The organism is Sulfurimonas iocasae (assembly GCF_047716755.1).
In the GTDB taxonomy this organism is placed as follows: Bacteria; Campylobacterota; Campylobacteria; order Campylobacterales; family Sulfurimonadaceae; genus Sulfurimonas.
The window spans coordinates 751,796-769,085 of sequence record NZ_CP180409.1; the positions used below are offsets into that span (position 1 = coordinate 751,796).

The window sequence follows — 17,290 nt, forward strand, 5'->3', positions numbered from 1 at the left end:
TTTTATGAAAAAAATATGGCTTTCTTATATTATTAATAAAAATACACCATTATATGGTGGTCGTTCTGAAAATTTTAATATTTATAAGACATCATCTATGGATAATGGTGATTTAGCGAATGATACAAGAATTGAAACTACTGTACATATTGGAACTCACATAGATATGCCATATCACTTTCATAATAATGGACAAACTATAGATGATTATGATATTGATTTTTGGTTTTTTAATAAACCTTTATTTATAGAAATTAGGCCAAAGAATTTTATTATCAAAGATGAAGTTATAGAATTACTAGAAAATCAAAAGACCAAAGATTATGATATATTAATAGTAAAAACTGGCATTTGCAATTTTAGATCTGAAGATAAATTTTGGGAAAAGAATTATGGATTTTCTCCAGCATTATATGACTACTTAAGAACAAATTTTCCGAGTATTAGAATTATGGGGTTTGATTCTATCTCTATTTCTAGTTGGCAAGATAGAGATTTGGGTAAAGTAGCTCACAAGGCCTTTTTAAATCCAGAGAAACCTATTTTGATATTGGAAGATATGGATTTGAGTAATATAAGGGTAGATACAAATTTAAAAGAGATATTGATTTCACCATTAAGAATTGATAATTGTGATGGTTTACCATGTACAGTTTTTGGAGTAATTGATGAATAAACAATATAATTTTGTAGATTTAAGTGGATATATGTTTTCAGGTAAAAACGCTTTAAATTTGTTAATAAAAGAGCTAGATGGATTTAGTACACACCAATGGGATGTGGAATTTAATCTCTTAAGACTTCAAGATGGAATCATGGATCTTGAAAAGGCTTTGGTTGAGGACTGGTCTATTATCAGAGCAAATAGTGCCATCAGAAGATTTAAAAAACTTATAAAAAAACTAGATGGTACATATAGTAAATTTCCATATAAATTATTTAATTTCCATAGTGATTATTATCAAACAAAGTTTAATAATAAATTTTCAGAACTTAGTGAAAAGTATATAAATAATTTGATTAGCAGTAGCTGGCAAAGCGAATGGCCTTATCCTCTATATGATATGTGTGAATTTGAAGCTTTTGGTAGAAAAATTAAAAAACGATTATGGAATAAAGAAAAAGCTTTTGAAAATGAATTTCATCTTGTTGATGGTGAGAATTTTTATCAGTACACTAAAGAATATTTGATAGAGCTACTTGCCAATTATGATGAAGTAAAAGATGATACGACAACATTGGTGGCAAATAATGCATTTGAACCATTTAACGCAAAAAGAGGACTTAGATACTTTGATAAAGCAAAATGTATTATAGTTAGAAGAGACCCAAGAGATATGTATGTCAATGGTGAAAACCATTCGAAACTTTATTCTAAAATTTCACATGGACAGAACGTAGAGAATTTTATTAAAAGATTTGATATGCAAGAAAGAAATACAGATAAAACACCTCATAAAGATATTATGTTTTTACAGTATGAAGAACTTATTTTGGACTATGACAATACAACGAAAAAAATATTTGAATTTTTAGGAATAGATAAAAATTTACATATAAAAAAACGAAAGTATCTTAAGCCAGAAGAATCTAAAAAATTTATAGGTATTTATAAAGATTTTGCAAATCAAAATGATATAAAATTGATAGAAGAAAAATTAAAAGATTATTGTTTAGATATTTAAGGAGAAAGTAAAATGAAAGTATTATTATTAGCAGGTGGATTTGGAACAAGACTTAGTGAAGAAACAGATATACGACCAAAGCCAATGGTTGAAATTGGAGGCAAACCTATCTTATGGCATATTATGAAATCATACTCGCAGTATGGTTTTAATGATTTTGTAGTACTTCTAGGATATAAAGGTTACTACATAAAAGAATATTTTGCAAACTATTTTTTACATCAAAGTGATGTAACTATAGATATGTCAAATGGCAAAATGGAAGTGCATAACAACTCTAGCGAACCATGGAAAGTTACTTTATTAGATACTGGCATTGATAGCATGACAGGTGGAAGGATTAAAAAGGCTCAAGATTTTGTGGGTAATGAACCATTTATGCTGACTTATGGCGACGGTGTTTCTGATATAAATATTAAAGAGTTAGTTAAATTTCATAAATCACATGGTAAAGCCATGACTATGACTTCTGCTCAGCCAGATGGTAGATTTGGTGCTTTAGAAATTGATGAAAATAACAAAGTAAATGAATTTAAAGAAAAACCAAAAGGCGATGGTAGCTGGATAAATGCTGGTTATTTTGTGTGTGAGCCTAAGGTGTTTGACTATATCTTGGATGATGATGAAACTGTATTTGAACAAGCCCCATTGCAAAATCTTGCAAAAGACAATGAAGTGTATACATATAAGCATAATGATTTTTGGATGCCAATGGATACCTTAAGAGACAAACATAAATTAAATGAATTATGGGACAAAAATAAAGCCCCTTGGAAAGTGTGGGAAAAATAATGTTTAATAATATATATAAAGATAAAAAAGTTCTTATTACGGGGCATACTGGATTTAAGGGAACATGGTTGACTGCTTGGCTTTTAAAATTAGGTGCAAATGTTGTTGGTATATCAAAAGATATACCAACTAACCCTTCTATGTTTGAAGAGTTGAAGTTAGATGAAAAGATTAAACACTATTTAGAGGATATAAGAGATTTAAATACAATGACTCAAATTATATCTGATGAAAAACCAGAATTTTTATTTCATCTTGCAGCTCAGCCTATAGTATCAACTTCATACAATGACCCGATAGAAACTATTTCATCAAATGTAATGGGTACAGCGAATATACTTGAAGCACTGAAAATTTCAAATCACAAGTGTACAGCTATAATTATTACCAGTGATAAAGCATATGACAATGTAGAACAAGTTTGGGGATATAAAGAAGATGATAAAATGGGTGGAAAAGATATATACAGTGGTTCTAAAGGTGCTGCTGAACTGATAATAAAATCTTATTATCATTCATTTTTCAAAAATAATGATTGTAATATTAAACTTGCTATAGGAAGGGCTGGTAATGTAATAGGTGGCGGAGACTGGGCAAAAGATAGAATTGTAGTTGATTGTATGAAAGCCTGGAGTCAAAATGAAGTAGTTGAGATTAGAGCACCAAAAGCTACTAGACCTTGGCAGCATGTTCTTGAACCTTTAAGTGGATACTTAAACTTAGGAGCTGCACTTTATATGGATGATTCTTTACATGGTGAATCATTTAACTTTGGACCAAGAGCTGAACAAAATCATACAGTAGAAGATTTACTGATGGATTTAAGTAAGTATTGGGATTTTAAAAATGTAAATGATGCATATAAAGTTACTGGGAATATCCCATTTCATGAAGCTGGACTTTTAAAATTAAATTGTGATAAAGCACTTTTTTACCTCAAATGGCAAGCAAATTTAGAGTATAAAGATACTATTGAATTTACTAGTGAGTGGTATTATGATTTTTATAACACAGATAAAAATATTTTAGATAAAACTTTAGAGCAAATTGAACAGTATCAGTCAATGGCAAAAAATAGAGGACTTAAATGGACGGATTAATACTTACTCCTCTTAAGCAAATTTATAATCCTAAAGGTGATATTTTTCACGCAATGAAAAAAAGTGATGTTGGATTTGATGGATTTGGTGAAGCTTATTTTTCTACTATAAATCAAGATGATGTTAAAGGTTGGAAAAAACATACTAAGATGACCTTAAATCTTGTAGTACCGGTTGGTGAGATAGAGTTTATAGTATATAATGATAAAATAAAAGAGTTTTTCAGTATAAAACTTTCACAAAATAATTATCAAAGACTTACAGTTAAACCTGGTCTATGGATGGCTTTTAGAGGCTTATGTAAGCAAAATATTCTTTTAAATTTAGCAAGTATTGAACATAATCAGAGCGAAGCTATTAATGTTGATTTAGGTGAGATAAAATATGAATGGTAATAAAATAAGACTTTCAAAGTCTTCTATCTCTAGTCTTGAAAAAGAAGCAGTATTAAAAGTAATGGAGAAAGAATACCTTGGTATGGGAGAGGAAGTAAAACTCTTTGAAGAAAAAATAAAAGGATATCTTCAAACAGACTTAGATGTTGTATGTGTAAATACTGGTACTTCGGCATTACATCTTTCACTAAGTGCTTTAGGACTAAAAGATGGTGATGAAGTTTTAGTACCTTCATTAACATATGTTGCTTCATTTCAAGCTATTTCAGCAGTTGGTGCAATACCAATAGCTTGTGAAGTTAACCCAAAAACATTATTTATAGATATGCAAGATGCAAAAAAAAGAATTTCAAAAAACACAAAAGCAATAATGCCTATACATTATGCAAGTAGTTCAAAAGGTATGAAGGAAGTTTATGACCTTGCCAAAAAATTTGATTTAAGAGTTGTAGAAGATGCAGCTCAGGCATTTGGTAGTAAACGAGATGGTGAGCTTATAGGTTCAGGTGGAGATATTATATGCTTTAGTTTTGACGGCATTAAAAATATCACATCCGGAGAAGGTGGGGCTATACTATCAAGTGATCAAGAATTTATTAGAAAAGTTCAAGATAGTAGACTATTGGGTGTGGAAAAAGATACTGAAAAAAGATATTTAAAAGAGAGAAGTTGGGATTTTGATGTTAAGGAACAAGGTTTTCGTTGTCATATGAGTAACATTATGGCTGCTATCGGTATTGTACAGCTTGATAGATTGAAAAAATTTAAAAACAAAAGACAAAACATAGCACAAAAGTATATAGAAGAATTGAAAAACGTAAAACAACTAGAAATTTTAGATTTTGATTATGATGATGTTTTACCACATATATTTGTTGTTAAAGTCCAACAAAGGGATGAATTAAGAGAATATTTAATTGCTAATAATATTGAGTGCGGAATACACTATAAGCCAAATCATCTATTGATTAAATATAACCTTGGTTATAATCTACCAATTACGGAAAAAATATATGAACAAATATTAACCTTACCTTGCCATTATGATTTAACTGAAGATGAGCAAGACTATGTGATTGAAAATATTAGGGGATTTTATGCATAATCAGCCACTAGTGTCTATAGTTATGAATTGTTACAATAGTGATGAATACTTAAAAGAAGCAATAGATAGTGTAATCGAACAAACATATAGTAATTGGGAAATAATTTTTTGGGATAATCAATCAACGGATGAAAGTGCAGAGATAGTGAAATCTTATAAGGATGATAGAATAAAATATTTTTATGCTCCGGTGCATACTCTGCTAGGAGAAGCAAGAAATAAAGCTGTTCAAAAAGCTAATGGAGAGTGGATAGGTATTTTGGATTGTGATGATATCTGGCATGATGATAAACTTGAAAAACAACTACAAGTTATAGATAATGATATTGGTATGGTATATTCACGATCTGAATTTTTAGTTACAGACTCTGGAAATAAAACACATATGGCAAAACGTATTAAGAAAAATTATTATCCTAAAAGAAAAAGTTTACCAATTGGAGAGATTTTTAGCGAGTTATTGTACGATTGTTTTATACCATTACCATCTGTTTTAATTAGAAAAGATTTGTTCTTTCAAGTAGGTGGTATAGATGGCACATTAAAAGTTGCAGAAGATTATGATATTTTTCTAAAAATTGCAAATATCTCAAAGGTTGCGGCAGTTGAGAGTGTATTATGTAAATACAGAGTACATGATAATAATTTGTCTCATTCTAATATGCAAGAAACATTTGAAGAGTCAATACAACTAATTAAAAAATACTTACCAGATGATAATGCAAATAGTGCATTATTAGATTGGAAGGCAAAATATATTTTGTCATTATTGAGGCAAAAAAGAATACTTGAGGGACTGTCGAAAATTACAAGTTTTAAAATAATTCTCAAACTAACGACAAGAGTTTATACATATGCATTTAAATAGGCTAATTTTTAATTTTAATATATTGGTTACCTTATTATCTTTTGTTGTGTTACTTTTAAATAATTTATTTTTAGCTTCTTTCTTTGTGGCATTCATATATTTACCATCAATTATAATCAATCGTAATTGTAATTTTTCGAATTTCTTTTATTTTTTTACAAGTATCTATTATATGCATAGAATTATAGTGATCGGTTTATTTAAAAATGAGTTTTGGTATGATAGTTATTTTTATTTAAATCAATCTTTTTCAGATGCAATTATATATTTATGTATTATTTTTAGTTTAGTAGGAATTATATTATACTCTATTCGGAATTTTAACAAAAATGAATCGAATGTTAAAGTTACATTTCAAGAAATTGAAGTTATTAAGATTTTATTATATAGCTACCTAATTATAAACTTTGTAGTTGTCTTAAGTGGAGGTTTTACAGTTGGATATACTGTCCCAACATTATTTCAACCATTTGTGAGAATGAGTCAATTCTTATTTCCTTTATCTTTTTTAATTTTTGCGCCATTCTTTACTACTAAAGAAAAATATATATTTATTATTTTAATGGTATCAACTAGTTTAATGTCGGGTTCGAAAGCAGTAATTTATAGTCTTTTTATTTCACTTTTAATTTCAAAATTATTATTTAATGATAATCGTGGAAAAAATATTTTCTTCCTTGGAGCACTCGGTCTAGCAACTGGTCCTATAATGTTTTTATTGGTAAATTATATAAGGTATCCAGAGCTTTTTCATAATATTTCTTTTGCTCAATATTTGATTTCTAGTATCGATACAATCTTATATATATTTTCAGAAGTTTCACACAGATTTGGAGGATATTTTGACACTCTATTGGCTTTTATAACAAATAGTAGCTCATATCATTTTGATATTAATTTAAAAGAATACATATATGAGATAGGTGGAGCTCTCAATAGAATGGTTCCAGGAGATTTGTTTGATTTAAATAATTTATATATTCCATTTGAAGAAAAAAGTGCATATGAATTAAGGGGTCAAACTATTTCACATGAACAAGGAATCGGTAGACATACTGAAAGTTTGGGATTCGTAAGATTTTATTTTTTAAGTTATTTAGGAGCAGGTTTATTTGTTGTGATTCTTGCAATCCTTTATCATATGTCACAAAGTGAAAAGTTATTGATTAAACTATTCCCATATTATTTTACACTTGATATGCTATCTGGCGGTGACGTTCAATCTCTTATAGTGTATCCTTTAAATTTACTGATACTACTTCTAATATTTAAAGTATTTAAAATTATGCTTTATAATATGAGACAGATAATCAAGATTAAATATGCTCATTAATATATTGGGTGTCCAAGATTCTGGCGGTATAACTGTTGTAGATAAATTATTAAGCGAGTTAAAAAATAATAATTTCAGTAGATATATAATAATTTGTAATAAAAATATTAATATTTTAAAGTTAATTGAGAAATATCAAAAGGATAAAAATTTAGAGTTTACATTAGTTGAAAATAACAGTTTTATTTATAGACTTTATTATGAAAATATCATTTTTAGAAAATTTATAAAGAACAACAATATAGAGTTAATATATAATTTTTCCGGTACAGCACAATTTTTTTCAAAAGTACCGCAACTAATAAAAGTCCATAATCTATTATTTTATAGTAAAAAAATAGATCAAATATATTTTGAAAAAAGAGAATATATGAAATGGTTAAAGCAAATATTTTTTAAAAGATTAGTTTTTAATACTATGCTAAAGCAAGCAATGTATGTAGAAGTTCAATCCATACATGTACAAAATAATATATCTGATTTTATAGATATATCAAATAAAAAGTTTTTTATAAAAAGTGATATAAATTTTTTTGAAAGTGAATTATGTAAGCCAAAAAATTATGAGTTTTCAAAAAAAATAAAATTTTTATATATAGTAGGTCCTCATTTTGAGTATTTACATAAAAACTTTGAAGACTTTGTAAAAGGGATGGTCAAGCTAAAAAAAAATAAGTTTGATTTCGAGATAGTAGTGACACTTACAAAAGAACAGTTAAATAATTCTAAACTTTGGGATAAATATTTGGATAATCAAACAGTTTGTTTAGGCTATATTCCAAAAGATGATATAGAAAAGCAATTTGAAGATAATACTATTTTAATATCAACATCAGTGATTGAGACACTTGGTCTTCATGTAATAGAAGCTATTCAAAATGGTATTTTGGCAATAGTCCCAAATGAAGTTTATAGTAAAAGTGTGTATGGAAATGATACACTGATTTATAAGTTATTTGATGTTGAGTCACTTGTAAATAAAATAGATGAAATCACTTTACTAGCTAATAATGATATAAAAGATATAATTCTTAAAAATCAACACTATTTAATTAAAAATGAAACAAAAAAATATAAAAATGTTCTAGACATATTTGATAAAATAATAAAGGTGGAAAATGTTCAAAAATAAAATACTACTAATCACAGGTGGAACAGGTTCATTTGGAAATGCAGTTCTTAGAAACTTTTTAAATACTGATATAAAAGAAATTAGGATTTTTTCTCGTGATGAATTAAAACAAGATGATATGCGTAAGAAATATACCAACAATAAACTTAAATTTTATCTTGGTGATGTAAGAGATATAAACTCTTTAGAAGATGCTTTGAAAGATGTAGATTACGTTTTTCACGCTGCCGCTTTAAAGCAGGTTCCATCTTGCGAGTTTTATCCTATGCAGGCTGTACAGACAAACGTAATTGGAACAGAGAATGTCTTAAATATTGCAATAAAACATAAAGTAAAAAAAGTAATAGTTCTGAGTACTGATAAAGCGGTATATCCTATAAATGCTATGGGTATAAGTAAGGCTATGATGGAAAAAGTAGCGGTTGCAAAGTCTAGAAACCTTGGGGATGAAACTATTATATGCTGTACAAGATATGGAAATGTTATGGCAAGTCGTGGTTCAGTGATACCACTGTTTATCAATCAGATTAGAAATAAGCAAGATATAACTATCACTGATCCAAATATGACAAGGTTTATGATGAGCCTAGACGATGCGGTCGATTTGGTTATGTTTGCATTTAAAAACGGAAAAAATGGAGATATATTTGTACAAAAGTCACCTGCTGCCACTATAGAGCTTCTTGCTAATACTTTAAAGAATATATTAAATAATAAAGATCATGTCATTAAAATAATTGGTACAAGACATGGTGAGAAACTTTATGAAACACTTCTTACAAGAGAAGAGATGGCTCATGCTATTGATATGAAAGAATATTATAGAATACCATCAGATACAAGAGATTTAAATTATAATCAATTTTTTGAAGATGGCGAAATTATAACTGAAGCAGAAGATTATCACTCACACAATACGCACAGACTAAGTGAAAATGAGCTGAAAGATATGTTGCTTTATCTTAGAGAAATTCAAAGTGACTTAAAAGAGTTCGGAGTTTCTTCATGAAAAAAGTTATGACCATAGTCGGAACTCGTCCTGAGATCATAAAGTTAAGTAGGGTTCTTGCCGAGCTTGAAAAATATACTAATCATATTTTAGTTCATAGCGGGCAAAACTATGACTATGAGCTTAATGAAGTTTTTTTCAATGAGATGGGTATAAAAAAACCAGATTATTTTTTAAATGCAGCAGCCGATAACGCAGCTGAAACAATTGCTAATGTTATCAGTAAGTCTGATAAATTATTAGAAGAAATTAAGCCAGATGCTATCTTACTTTATGGTGATACAAATAGTTGTTTATCTGTAATATCAGCAAAAAGAAGAAAAATACCTATTTTTCATATGGAAGCAGGAAATAGATGTTTTGATCAAAGAGTACCAGAAGAGATAAATAGAAAAATTGTAGATCAACTTAGTGATATTAATATGACTTTAACTGAGCATGCTAGAAGATATTTGATAGATGAGGGTATAAAACCTGAAACTATAATTAAAACAGGTTCTTCAATGCTTGAAGTTTTGGAGTATTATAGAAAAAATATAGAAAATTCTAGAGTATTAGAGACGTTGGTTTTAAAAGAAAAAGATTTTTTTATAGTTAGTACCCATAGAGAAGAAAATGTAGATAGTGAACAAAATTTTAGTGATTTATTAGAATCCTTAAATGTTATTGCTGAGACATATAATAAAAGGGTTATCGTATCAACACATCCTAGAACTAGAAAAAGGCTCGAAACATTAGATAAACAAGACTTTAATTCGCTTATAGAATTTATGAAACCACTTGGATTTTTTGATTATATTGCACTACAGATGAACTCATTTTGTGCTATATCTGATAGTGGAACGATAACTGAAGAATCTTCAATATTAGGCTTTCCTGCAATTACAATAAGACAAACTCATGAGAGACCAGAGGGAATGGATGAAGGTACTTTAATAATGTCTGGACTTACAAGTGATAATATTCTAAATTCCATAGAAATTGTTACAAATCAAAATAATGAAAACAGAATGCTCTTAGTTAAAGATTATGACACTAATAATGTTTCAAAAAAAGTAGTACGAATAATTGTGAGCTATATTGATTATATAAATAGAACAGTTTGGAAAAAATATTAATATGAAAAAAAGAGTTTTAGTTCTTGGTTCTACTGGGATGCTTGGACATCAGATAGTAAACTACTTTTTACAATTTAATAAGTATGAAGTTATTGATATTTCATTCAGAAATAAATTTAGAGAAGAAACAATCATTTTAGATGTTACAAGTCAAGATTCGCTTTCTGACACTATAGTTGAAATCAATCCAGACTATATTATTAATTGTATTGGTGTGTTAATAGGTGGTGCAAATAATAATATGGCTAATGCTATTTACATTAATGCATATCTGCCGCATCAACTAAAAAATATTGCTAAAAATATTAACGCCAAGTTAATTCACATATCTACTGATTGTGTATTTTCTGGTACAAAAGGAAAATATATTGAATCTGATGAAAAAGATGGTAAAGATACATATTCAAAAACTAAAGCACTTGGTGAAGTAATAGATGATACTAATGTTACTCTACGAACATCTATTATTGGACTAGAGTTAAAGTCAAAAGGTGAAGGTCTCTTTCATTGGTTTATGAAGCAATCAGGAAGTATCAATGGATTTACAAAAGCTATCTGGTCTGGTGTTACAACACTGGAGCTTGCTAAAGCTGTTGAATGGGCTATAGAAAATGATGTTACTGGTTTATATCATGTCACAAATAATAAATCAATAAATAAAAATGATCTTCTTAAGCTGTTTAAAAAATATACTAAAAAAGATATTGAAATAGTTGCAGTTGATGGCAACGAAGTTGATAAAAGTTTTATAGATACTAGAAAAGAGATGAATTATATTATTCCTGATTATGATGAGATGGTAAAAAAGATGACAGATTTAATAGCTGATAATAAAAAACTTTATGCACAATATAATGAAGAAAGTGCCAGTGAATAATAATAGAAAAATTCTAATCGTAACTGAATATTTTTATCCTGAAGAATTTAAAATAAATGAAATTGCGTTAGCATGGAAAGCAAAAGGGTACGAAGTTGATGTACTTACTCAAAGTCCAACATATCCACTTGGGATGACTTTTGAAGAATATGAGAATAAATGGTATTCTAAAAGTACTTATAATGGTATAAATATTTACAGAGTAAAAGCAGTTACCGGTTATAGAGAGAGCCTGTTTAAAAAATTATTGAAATATTTCGCTTTTATGTTTTTAGGAAGTTTGGTAAGTCTTAAAATTGGAAAAAGATATGACTATGTTTTTGGATTTGATGTTGGAGCCTTAACTGGAATGGTGCCAGCTATTTTGCTAAAAAAGTTTTATGGCAAAAAAGTAACCTTATGGATACAGGATATTTGGCCGGACAGTGTTTATGCTTATGGATTTAAAAAAAGAAAGTTATTAGAGTTTGTTTTAGATGGTTTTGTAAAGTTTGTTTATATAAATTGTTCCAATTTTGCTGTTTCTGGACAAGGTTTTATAAAAAGAGTTAAACCATATGTAGAAAATGATAAAGAAATAGAGTATCTGCCGAACTGGGCTGATGAGTTTAACAAAGAACTGGTATCTTTTAAATTCAGTGAAGATGAAAAAGTTCATTTTACTTTCGCCGGAAATATAGGTAAAGTTCAAAATCTTGACAATATTATAAAATCATTTGGTGGTTTACCAAGTGAGTATATTCAAAAAACACAGTTAAATATTATCGGTGATGGTTCACACTTGGAATCTTTAAAAAATTTAGTAGATGAAAATAGTTTTAAAAATATTATTTTTTGGGGAAGAAAGCCAAGAGATGAAATGTATAAATATTTTAAAGCGAGTGATTTTTTAATAGTCTCTTTGGTAGATAAACCGATATTTTCGCTAACTGTACCAGCAAAAGTTCAAACATATATAGCAGCAAATAAACCTATTTTAGCCGTGATAAATGGAGATGCTTCTGATATTATAAAAGATAATAATTTGGGCTACTGTGCTAAGCCAGATGACATTTCTGAAATAAAAGAAGCTTTCATTAAATGTATTGATACAGATGAAAAAAATATAGAAGAATTTACAAAAAATTGTGAGTATCTTACGGGCACTCAATTTAATAAAGAAAATATTATTAACTCTCTGTTAGAGTTATTGAAAAGATGAGCTAATGAAAATTATACTTACAGGTTCAACAGGTTTTGTTGGAAGTTATTTTATAAATAAATACAATGATGAGTACAGTATAAATACTTTTTCATTTTTAAATGACAGTTTTAAAGAGTTAGATTTATCTAATACAGATACAATTATTCATCTTTCAGCATTAGTTCATCAAATGGGTGGAGCAAGCGTAGAAGAATATGAGAGGATAAATGTTCTTCAAACTCTAGAGTTAGCAAAAAAATCAAAACTTTCAGGAGTTAAGCATTTTATATTTATGAGCACAGTTAAAGTGTATGGAGAAGAAACAGATATAGCTTATAATGAAGATACTATATGCAAGCCACAAGATGATTATGGAAAGACTAAATTAAAAGCAGAACAAGAACTTAAAATTTTAGAAGATGACAACTTTATAGTTTCAATTATAAGAACACCAATCATATATGGATATGGTGTAAAAGCTAATATAAAAAACCTTATAAATCTGGTGAACAAAGCTCCTATTTTACCTTTTGGAAAAATTGATAACAAGAGAAGTATGGTTTATATTGGTAATCTTTGTCATATGATTGATGTGATTATTCAAAAGCAAGTAAGTGGTGTATTTTTAGCATCTGATGATAAGCCTTTGAGTACAACAAAGTTAATTGAATTGATAGCAAGAGAGTTAGATAAAAAGGTATATTTAGTAAAAATTCCTTTTTTTGAGAGTTTTTTAAAGCTAGTTAAGCCATCTTTTCACAAAAGACTATATAAGAGTTTAGAAGTCAATAATAGTAGGACGAAAAAAGTTTTAGAATATCAAAATACATATAGTACAGATGACGGAGTTAGATTTATGATTAAGGACATAAATAAATGACATATATTGTTTTATTACTACTTTCATTTATGTTGACTTACTACATAAAAAGAATAGCACTAAAAAAATCATTAGTTGATATACCAAACGATAGAAGTTCTCATACAACTCCTACTCCTCATGGTGGTGGTATTGCTATTGCTATTACTTGGTTTGTTGGTCTGACTTATTTATATTATATCAATGATATTGAGAGTTCTTTGTATTTTGCTTTAATGATTGGGATAGTTGTATCTGTCATTTCATACCTTGATGATTTGTATGAACTTAGTGCAAAATTAAGACTTACAGTTCAAAGTTTAGTTGCTTTTTTTGGATTGTATTTTTTAGGTGGATTAGAAAGTTTTGATTTAGGTGTGATTTGTATTGATAATCAAATTCTTACAAATATCTTTGCTTTTTTTATGATAATTTGGTTTATAAATCTTTATAATTTTTTAGATGGTATTGATGGATATGCCGGAAGTGAAGCAGTCTTTTTAGGAGTGGCAGGTTTTTTACTTTTTGGTGGAAGTCATTTTCTTGTACTTATCTTTGCAGTATTAGGTTTTTTGATCTGGAACTGGCATAAAGCAAAAATATTTATGGGAGATGTTGGCAGTACACTTCTTGGCTACAACGTAGCTATATTTACTGTTTATTATGCAAACCAAGATGGTTCAAATCTCTGGTTGTGGATTATACTTTTTGGACTGTTTTGGTTTGATGCAACTTTAACGCTTTACAGAAGATATGAAAATGGTGAAAAGTTAAGTCTTGCTCACAAAAAACATGCTTATCAAAGACTTACTCAAAGTGGTTGGTCTCACAGCAAAGTTGTGATTTTTTCTATATTACTTAATAGTACACTTTTTTGCCTAGTTTATTTTATTTCAAATGTGTTTGTTGCGTTTTTTATAGCACTTATAGTTCTTTATGGTATTATTAAACTAGTAGATAAAAAGAAGGCATTTTAGTGTTTTATATAAACAAACGTATATTAAACTTTTTAGTCATAATTATATTTTCACTTATCACATTCTGGTGGACATTTTTTATATTTCATCAGCCCTTTGATATAAATATAGTTCTTAGTGTTATTTTAATACGTGCTGTTGCATCTAGGTTTATCTTTGATGATTACTCTCTTGCTTGGTCGAAAGCTACTCAAAAATCATTTCTTATAAAAAGTATTGTAAATATAGCAGCCTTTATTGTCTATCTGCCTGTATTTTACGGTAAAGTCAGATTTTCATTTTTAGTATCTGAACTTCTTTTATATCTTTTTGTTGTGAATTTTACGATGTATCTTTACTACTATTTGATGAACAAAAGTCGTATAATAAAAACAAAAACAGTAGTTATATATGGTGCTGGAAGGGCAGGTATAAAACTAGAATCTGAATTTATGAATAGTGAATATAGAGTAAAATACTTTGTAGATGATGATAAAATAATTCAAAACCGTTCTATAGATGCCATCAAAGTTATCTCAAAAGAGAGTTTAAAAGAAAAAATATCTGGAACTAAGCTGGACTTATTAGTTATTGCGATGCCATCAGCTTCAAAAGAGAGAATAAAAGATATATATGAAAAACTCTCAAGTTACTTTAAAGTTATACAGGTGTTGCCATCGATGGATAAGATACTTGAAGGTAGAGATTTTTCTACTCAGCTTAAAGACATATCTGTTGAAGATTTACTTGCGCGACATCCAAAAGACTTAGATAAAGAAAAAATTGAAAGTTTCATAAAAGAGAAGACAATCTTAGTGACTGGTGCTGGTGGAAGTATAGGTAGTGAAATCTGCAGACAGTGTGAAAAGTTCGGTGCTAAAAAGCTTATACTTTTAGACCATAGCGAATACAATCTTTATGCTATAGCTGAAGAACTTGTAAATGTACAAAAAGTTTGTATTATGCAAAGTGTAGTAGATGCTAAGAGTTTAGATGCTACTTTTAAAGCCTATAAGCCAGACATTGTCATACATGCGGCAGCTTATAAACATGTGCCTCTTGTTGAAGTGAATATACATGAGGGCATCATAAACAATATTATTGGTACTAAGAATGTCATAGATGCATCTATAAAATATGGTGTACAAAAATTTGTTATGATTTCTACAGATAAGGCAGTAAGACCTACAAATGTCATGGGGACTACTAAGAGAATTTGTGAACTTTATGCACAAAACTCTAATGGAAATGGAACTGATATAGTTGCTGTAAGATTTGGGAATGTATTAGGTAGTAGTGGAAGTGTTATCCCTAAGTTCAAATCTCAGATAGAAAATGGACAAAACATAACGGTAACGCATCCCGATATTACAAGGTACTTTATGCTCATCCCAGAAGCGTGTGAACTTGTTCTTCAAGCTGGAGCTATAGGAACTGGTGGAGAGATATTTATACTTGATATGGGCGAGCCAGTAAAGATAGTGGACCTAGCTAAGAAGATGATAGAACTAAGTGGTTCTCAAGATATAAGCATAGACTTCACAGGTCTTCGTCCTGGAGAAAAGTTATATGAAGAACTACTTTTGGATGATACAGACTGTCAAACAGAATATGAGTCTATAACTGTTGCAAAACCGACAAAATATGATATAACTAAGTTAAATAGAGATATAGAAGACCTTATTACTACTAGTGATAAGTTAGCAAAGTTAAAAGAGATTGTTCCTGAGTTTAATCATCAACTGAATTAATAAAAGACTGCAACGTAACGCTTGCCGTGACGGAGTTAATTTAAGTAGTTTTATATACAAATTTAACTATCATATTGACTGAATAATAAACGAAAAAAATGGGATATAAATGCAAGATAATCAACAAAATATACAAAGATACGCAGAAGATGAAATAGATTTAAGAGAGCTGTTTAGAACTCTTATAAAAAATAAAGTAAAAATAATTGCAATTACTGCGATTATTACAATTGGAGCTATTATTTATGCCTATACTATTCCAAAGGTGTATGAAGCAAAGGTTATACTTAAGATTGGTGAGTATAAACTTGCTAATGCTAATGCTAATGCTAATGCTAATGCCGATACAAAGATTGTTATTGCAGATGCCTCTGAACTTTCTAAAGAGCTTGAAGTTTTATTCATAGATATTTTAAAAAATGAAAAAGACAGAGAAGCTAAAATCAAAAAAATTGAATTATATAAAAAACAGAAAAATCTTTTAGAAATTTCAGCTCTTGGTTCTTCAAATGAACTAATAGTTGATGAATTACATAAAGTAATAAAATTCGTGCAAATAAAGCATAGAAAAATACTTGATGAGATAAAAGAAAATCGTGAGGCTCAAGTAAAACAGATAACAGCTAACTTACAACTTTTGAATATAAAAACACTTCCATCATTAGAAGATAAAATAGCTAGGTATAAAAAAGATATTCAAAGATATGAAAACAATTTGCTAGAAATAGAAAATAATTTTAAAAAAATTAAAAATATAAGCCCTACTTTAGCGGCAATTCAAATAAATAAACAGACATATATAAGTGATGTCTCGAGTAGACTAAAAGACTCTTTGGAAAATTTTGAAAAAGAAAAAGATGATATAGAAGTCGTTAAAATTCAGAATTTCAAAGAAGAGTTGAAAAATTTAAAGGTTTTAATGAAACCATACAACTATAAAAATACTGAAATTATTGGTACTATAATGACTAACGATTACGCAATAAAACCTAAGAAAAAGCTAATAGTTATTGTGGCTTTTGTATCTGGTCTTATCTTATCAATATTTTTAGTGTTTTTTATGGAGTTTATAAAAGGCTTTAGAGAAGAAGAAAAGCCTGTATAAGACTGCCACGCTTCGCTCGCAG

Annotated in this window: 17 protein-coding genes; all 17 read left to right on the plus strand. The window is 28.7% G+C overall.

The features are described 5' to 3' along the window. Positions 1 to 4: 4 nt before the first annotated feature. The 17 genes from ACLHDE_RS03780 to ACLHDE_RS03860 all read left to right on the plus strand — a co-directional run bounded on the left by ACLHDE_RS03780 (position 5) and on the right by ACLHDE_RS03860 (position 17,268). Positions 5 to 676 carry a cyclase family protein gene (locus ACLHDE_RS03780; protein WP_415397881.1) on the plus strand — a complete coding sequence of 224 codons (672 nt, stop codon included), beginning with the start codon at positions 5 to 7 and terminating at the stop codon, positions 674 to 676. Beyond that, positions 669 to 1,685 (plus strand): sulfotransferase, encoded by a 1,017-nt coding sequence (locus ACLHDE_RS03785; RefSeq protein WP_415397882.1) that lies wholly within the window; start codon positions 669 to 671, stop codon positions 1,683 to 1,685. The genes ACLHDE_RS03780 and ACLHDE_RS03785 overlap by 8 nt, the downstream gene beginning before the upstream one ends. A gap of 12 nt (positions 1,686 to 1,697) precedes the next feature. After that, entirely contained in the window at positions 1,698 to 2,477 is a 780-nt protein-coding gene (gene rfbF, locus ACLHDE_RS03790) for a glucose-1-phosphate cytidylyltransferase (RefSeq protein ID WP_415397883.1), read from the plus strand. Next, positions 2,477 to 3,577 carry a CDP-glucose 4,6-dehydratase gene (rfbG, locus tag ACLHDE_RS03795; protein WP_415397884.1) on the plus strand — a complete coding sequence of 367 codons (1,101 nt, stop codon included), beginning with the start codon at positions 2,477 to 2,479 and terminating at the stop codon, positions 3,575 to 3,577. The genes rfbF and rfbG overlap by 1 nt, the downstream gene beginning before the upstream one ends. Then, complete coding sequence (locus ACLHDE_RS03800; protein WP_415397885.1) at positions 3,565 to 3,972, plus strand: WxcM-like domain-containing protein; 408 nt, start codon at positions 3,565 to 3,567, stop codon at positions 3,970 to 3,972. The genes rfbG and ACLHDE_RS03800 overlap by 13 nt, the downstream gene beginning before the upstream one ends. Next, positions 3,962 to 5,077, plus strand: coding sequence for a DegT/DnrJ/EryC1/StrS family aminotransferase (locus ACLHDE_RS03805; RefSeq protein WP_415397886.1), 1,116 nt, complete (start codon positions 3,962 to 3,964; stop codon positions 5,075 to 5,077). The genes ACLHDE_RS03800 and ACLHDE_RS03805 overlap by 11 nt, the downstream gene beginning before the upstream one ends. After that, complete coding sequence (locus ACLHDE_RS03810) at positions 5,070 to 5,945, plus strand: glycosyltransferase (RefSeq protein WP_415397887.1); 876 nt, start codon at positions 5,070 to 5,072, stop codon at positions 5,943 to 5,945. The genes ACLHDE_RS03805 and ACLHDE_RS03810 overlap by 8 nt, the downstream gene beginning before the upstream one ends. Before the next feature lie 187 nt (positions 5,946 to 6,132). Further along, on the plus strand, positions 6,133 to 7,278 hold the full coding sequence (locus ACLHDE_RS03815) for a hypothetical protein (protein WP_415397888.1): 1,146 nt from the start codon (positions 6,133 to 6,135) through the stop codon (positions 7,276 to 7,278). Between the two features lie 370 nt (positions 7,279 to 7,648). Then, positions 7,649 to 8,410 (plus strand): glycosyltransferase, encoded by a 762-nt coding sequence (locus ACLHDE_RS03820; protein WP_415397889.1) that lies wholly within the window; start codon positions 7,649 to 7,651, stop codon positions 8,408 to 8,410. After that, positions 8,397 to 9,419: a polysaccharide biosynthesis protein gene (locus ACLHDE_RS03825; RefSeq protein WP_415397890.1), complete on the plus strand. Its 1,023-nt coding sequence runs from the start codon at positions 8,397 to 8,399 to the stop codon at positions 9,417 to 9,419. Before ACLHDE_RS03820 ends, ACLHDE_RS03825 begins: the two co-directional genes overlap by 14 nt. Next, entirely contained in the window at positions 9,416 to 10,537 is a 1,122-nt protein-coding gene (gene wecB, locus ACLHDE_RS03830; RefSeq protein ID WP_415397891.1) for a non-hydrolyzing UDP-N-acetylglucosamine 2-epimerase, read from the plus strand. The genes ACLHDE_RS03825 and wecB overlap by 4 nt, the downstream gene beginning before the upstream one ends. 1 nt (position 10,538) lies before the next feature. Then, entirely contained in the window at positions 10,539 to 11,414 is an 876-nt protein-coding gene (locus tag ACLHDE_RS03835; RefSeq protein WP_415397892.1) for a dTDP-4-dehydrorhamnose reductase family protein, read from the plus strand. Next, positions 11,407 to 12,615, plus strand: a complete 1,209-nt coding sequence (locus tag ACLHDE_RS03840; RefSeq protein WP_415397893.1) for a glycosyltransferase family 4 protein — start codon at positions 11,407 to 11,409, stop codon at positions 12,613 to 12,615. The genes ACLHDE_RS03835 and ACLHDE_RS03840 overlap by 8 nt, the downstream gene beginning before the upstream one ends. A gap of 4 nt (positions 12,616 to 12,619) precedes the next feature. After that, the gene (locus ACLHDE_RS03845; RefSeq protein ID WP_415397894.1) at positions 12,620 to 13,477 is read left to right on the plus strand and encodes an NAD-dependent epimerase/dehydratase family protein; all 858 of its coding nucleotides are present in this window, start codon (positions 12,620 to 12,622) and stop codon (positions 13,475 to 13,477) included. Further along, the gene (locus ACLHDE_RS03850) at positions 13,474 to 14,433 is read left to right on the plus strand and encodes an MraY family glycosyltransferase (protein WP_415397895.1); all 960 of its coding nucleotides are present in this window, start codon (positions 13,474 to 13,476) and stop codon (positions 14,431 to 14,433) included. Before ACLHDE_RS03845 ends, ACLHDE_RS03850 begins: the two co-directional genes overlap by 4 nt. After that, positions 14,433 to 16,163 carry a UDP-N-acetylglucosamine 4,6-dehydratase (configuration-retaining) gene (pglF, locus tag ACLHDE_RS03855; protein WP_415397896.1) on the plus strand — a complete coding sequence of 577 codons (1,731 nt, stop codon included), beginning with the start codon at positions 14,433 to 14,435 and terminating at the stop codon, positions 16,161 to 16,163. Before ACLHDE_RS03850 ends, pglF begins: the two co-directional genes overlap by 1 nt. 109 nt (positions 16,164 to 16,272) lie before the next feature. Continuing rightward, the gene (locus ACLHDE_RS03860) at positions 16,273 to 17,268 is read left to right on the plus strand and encodes a Wzz/FepE/Etk N-terminal domain-containing protein (RefSeq protein ID WP_415397897.1); all 996 of its coding nucleotides are present in this window, start codon (positions 16,273 to 16,275) and stop codon (positions 17,266 to 17,268) included. Positions 17,269 to 17,290 lie beyond the last annotated feature (22 nt).

What these genes read in the sequence shown, in the direction of transcription:
- ACLHDE_RS03780 (WP_415397881.1), top strand. Translation starts at nt 5, where the DNA reads ATGAAAAAAATATGGCTTTCTTATATTATTAATAAAAATACACCATTA.
- ACLHDE_RS03785 (WP_415397882.1), top strand. Translation starts at nt 669, where the DNA reads ATGAATAAACAATATAATTTTGTAGATTTAAGTGGATATATGTTTTCA.
- rfbF (WP_415397883.1), top strand. Translation starts at nt 1,698, where the DNA reads ATGAAAGTATTATTATTAGCAGGTGGATTTGGAACAAGACTTAGTGAA.
- rfbG (WP_415397884.1), top strand. Translation starts at nt 2,477, where the DNA reads ATGTTTAATAATATATATAAAGATAAAAAAGTTCTTATTACGGGGCAT.
- ACLHDE_RS03800 (WP_415397885.1), top strand. Translation starts at nt 3,565, where the DNA reads ATGGACGGATTAATACTTACTCCTCTTAAGCAAATTTATAATCCTAAA.
- ACLHDE_RS03805 (WP_415397886.1), top strand. Translation starts at nt 3,962, where the DNA reads ATGAATGGTAATAAAATAAGACTTTCAAAGTCTTCTATCTCTAGTCTT.
- ACLHDE_RS03810 (WP_415397887.1), top strand. Translation starts at nt 5,070, where the DNA reads ATGCATAATCAGCCACTAGTGTCTATAGTTATGAATTGTTACAATAGT.
- ACLHDE_RS03820 (WP_415397889.1), top strand. Translation starts at nt 7,649, where the DNA reads ATGAAATGGTTAAAGCAAATATTTTTTAAAAGATTAGTTTTTAATACT.
- ACLHDE_RS03825 (WP_415397890.1), top strand. Translation starts at nt 8,397, where the DNA reads ATGTTCAAAAATAAAATACTACTAATCACAGGTGGAACAGGTTCATTT.
- wecB (WP_415397891.1), top strand. Translation starts at nt 9,416, where the DNA reads ATGAAAAAAGTTATGACCATAGTCGGAACTCGTCCTGAGATCATAAAG.
- ACLHDE_RS03835 (WP_415397892.1), top strand. Translation starts at nt 10,539, where the DNA reads ATGAAAAAAAGAGTTTTAGTTCTTGGTTCTACTGGGATGCTTGGACAT.
- ACLHDE_RS03845 (WP_415397894.1), top strand. Translation starts at nt 12,620, where the DNA reads ATGAAAATTATACTTACAGGTTCAACAGGTTTTGTTGGAAGTTATTTT.
- ACLHDE_RS03850 (WP_415397895.1), top strand. Translation starts at nt 13,474, where the DNA reads ATGACATATATTGTTTTATTACTACTTTCATTTATGTTGACTTACTAC.
- ACLHDE_RS03860 (WP_415397897.1), top strand. Translation starts at nt 16,273, where the DNA reads ATGCAAGATAATCAACAAAATATACAAAGATACGCAGAAGATGAAATA.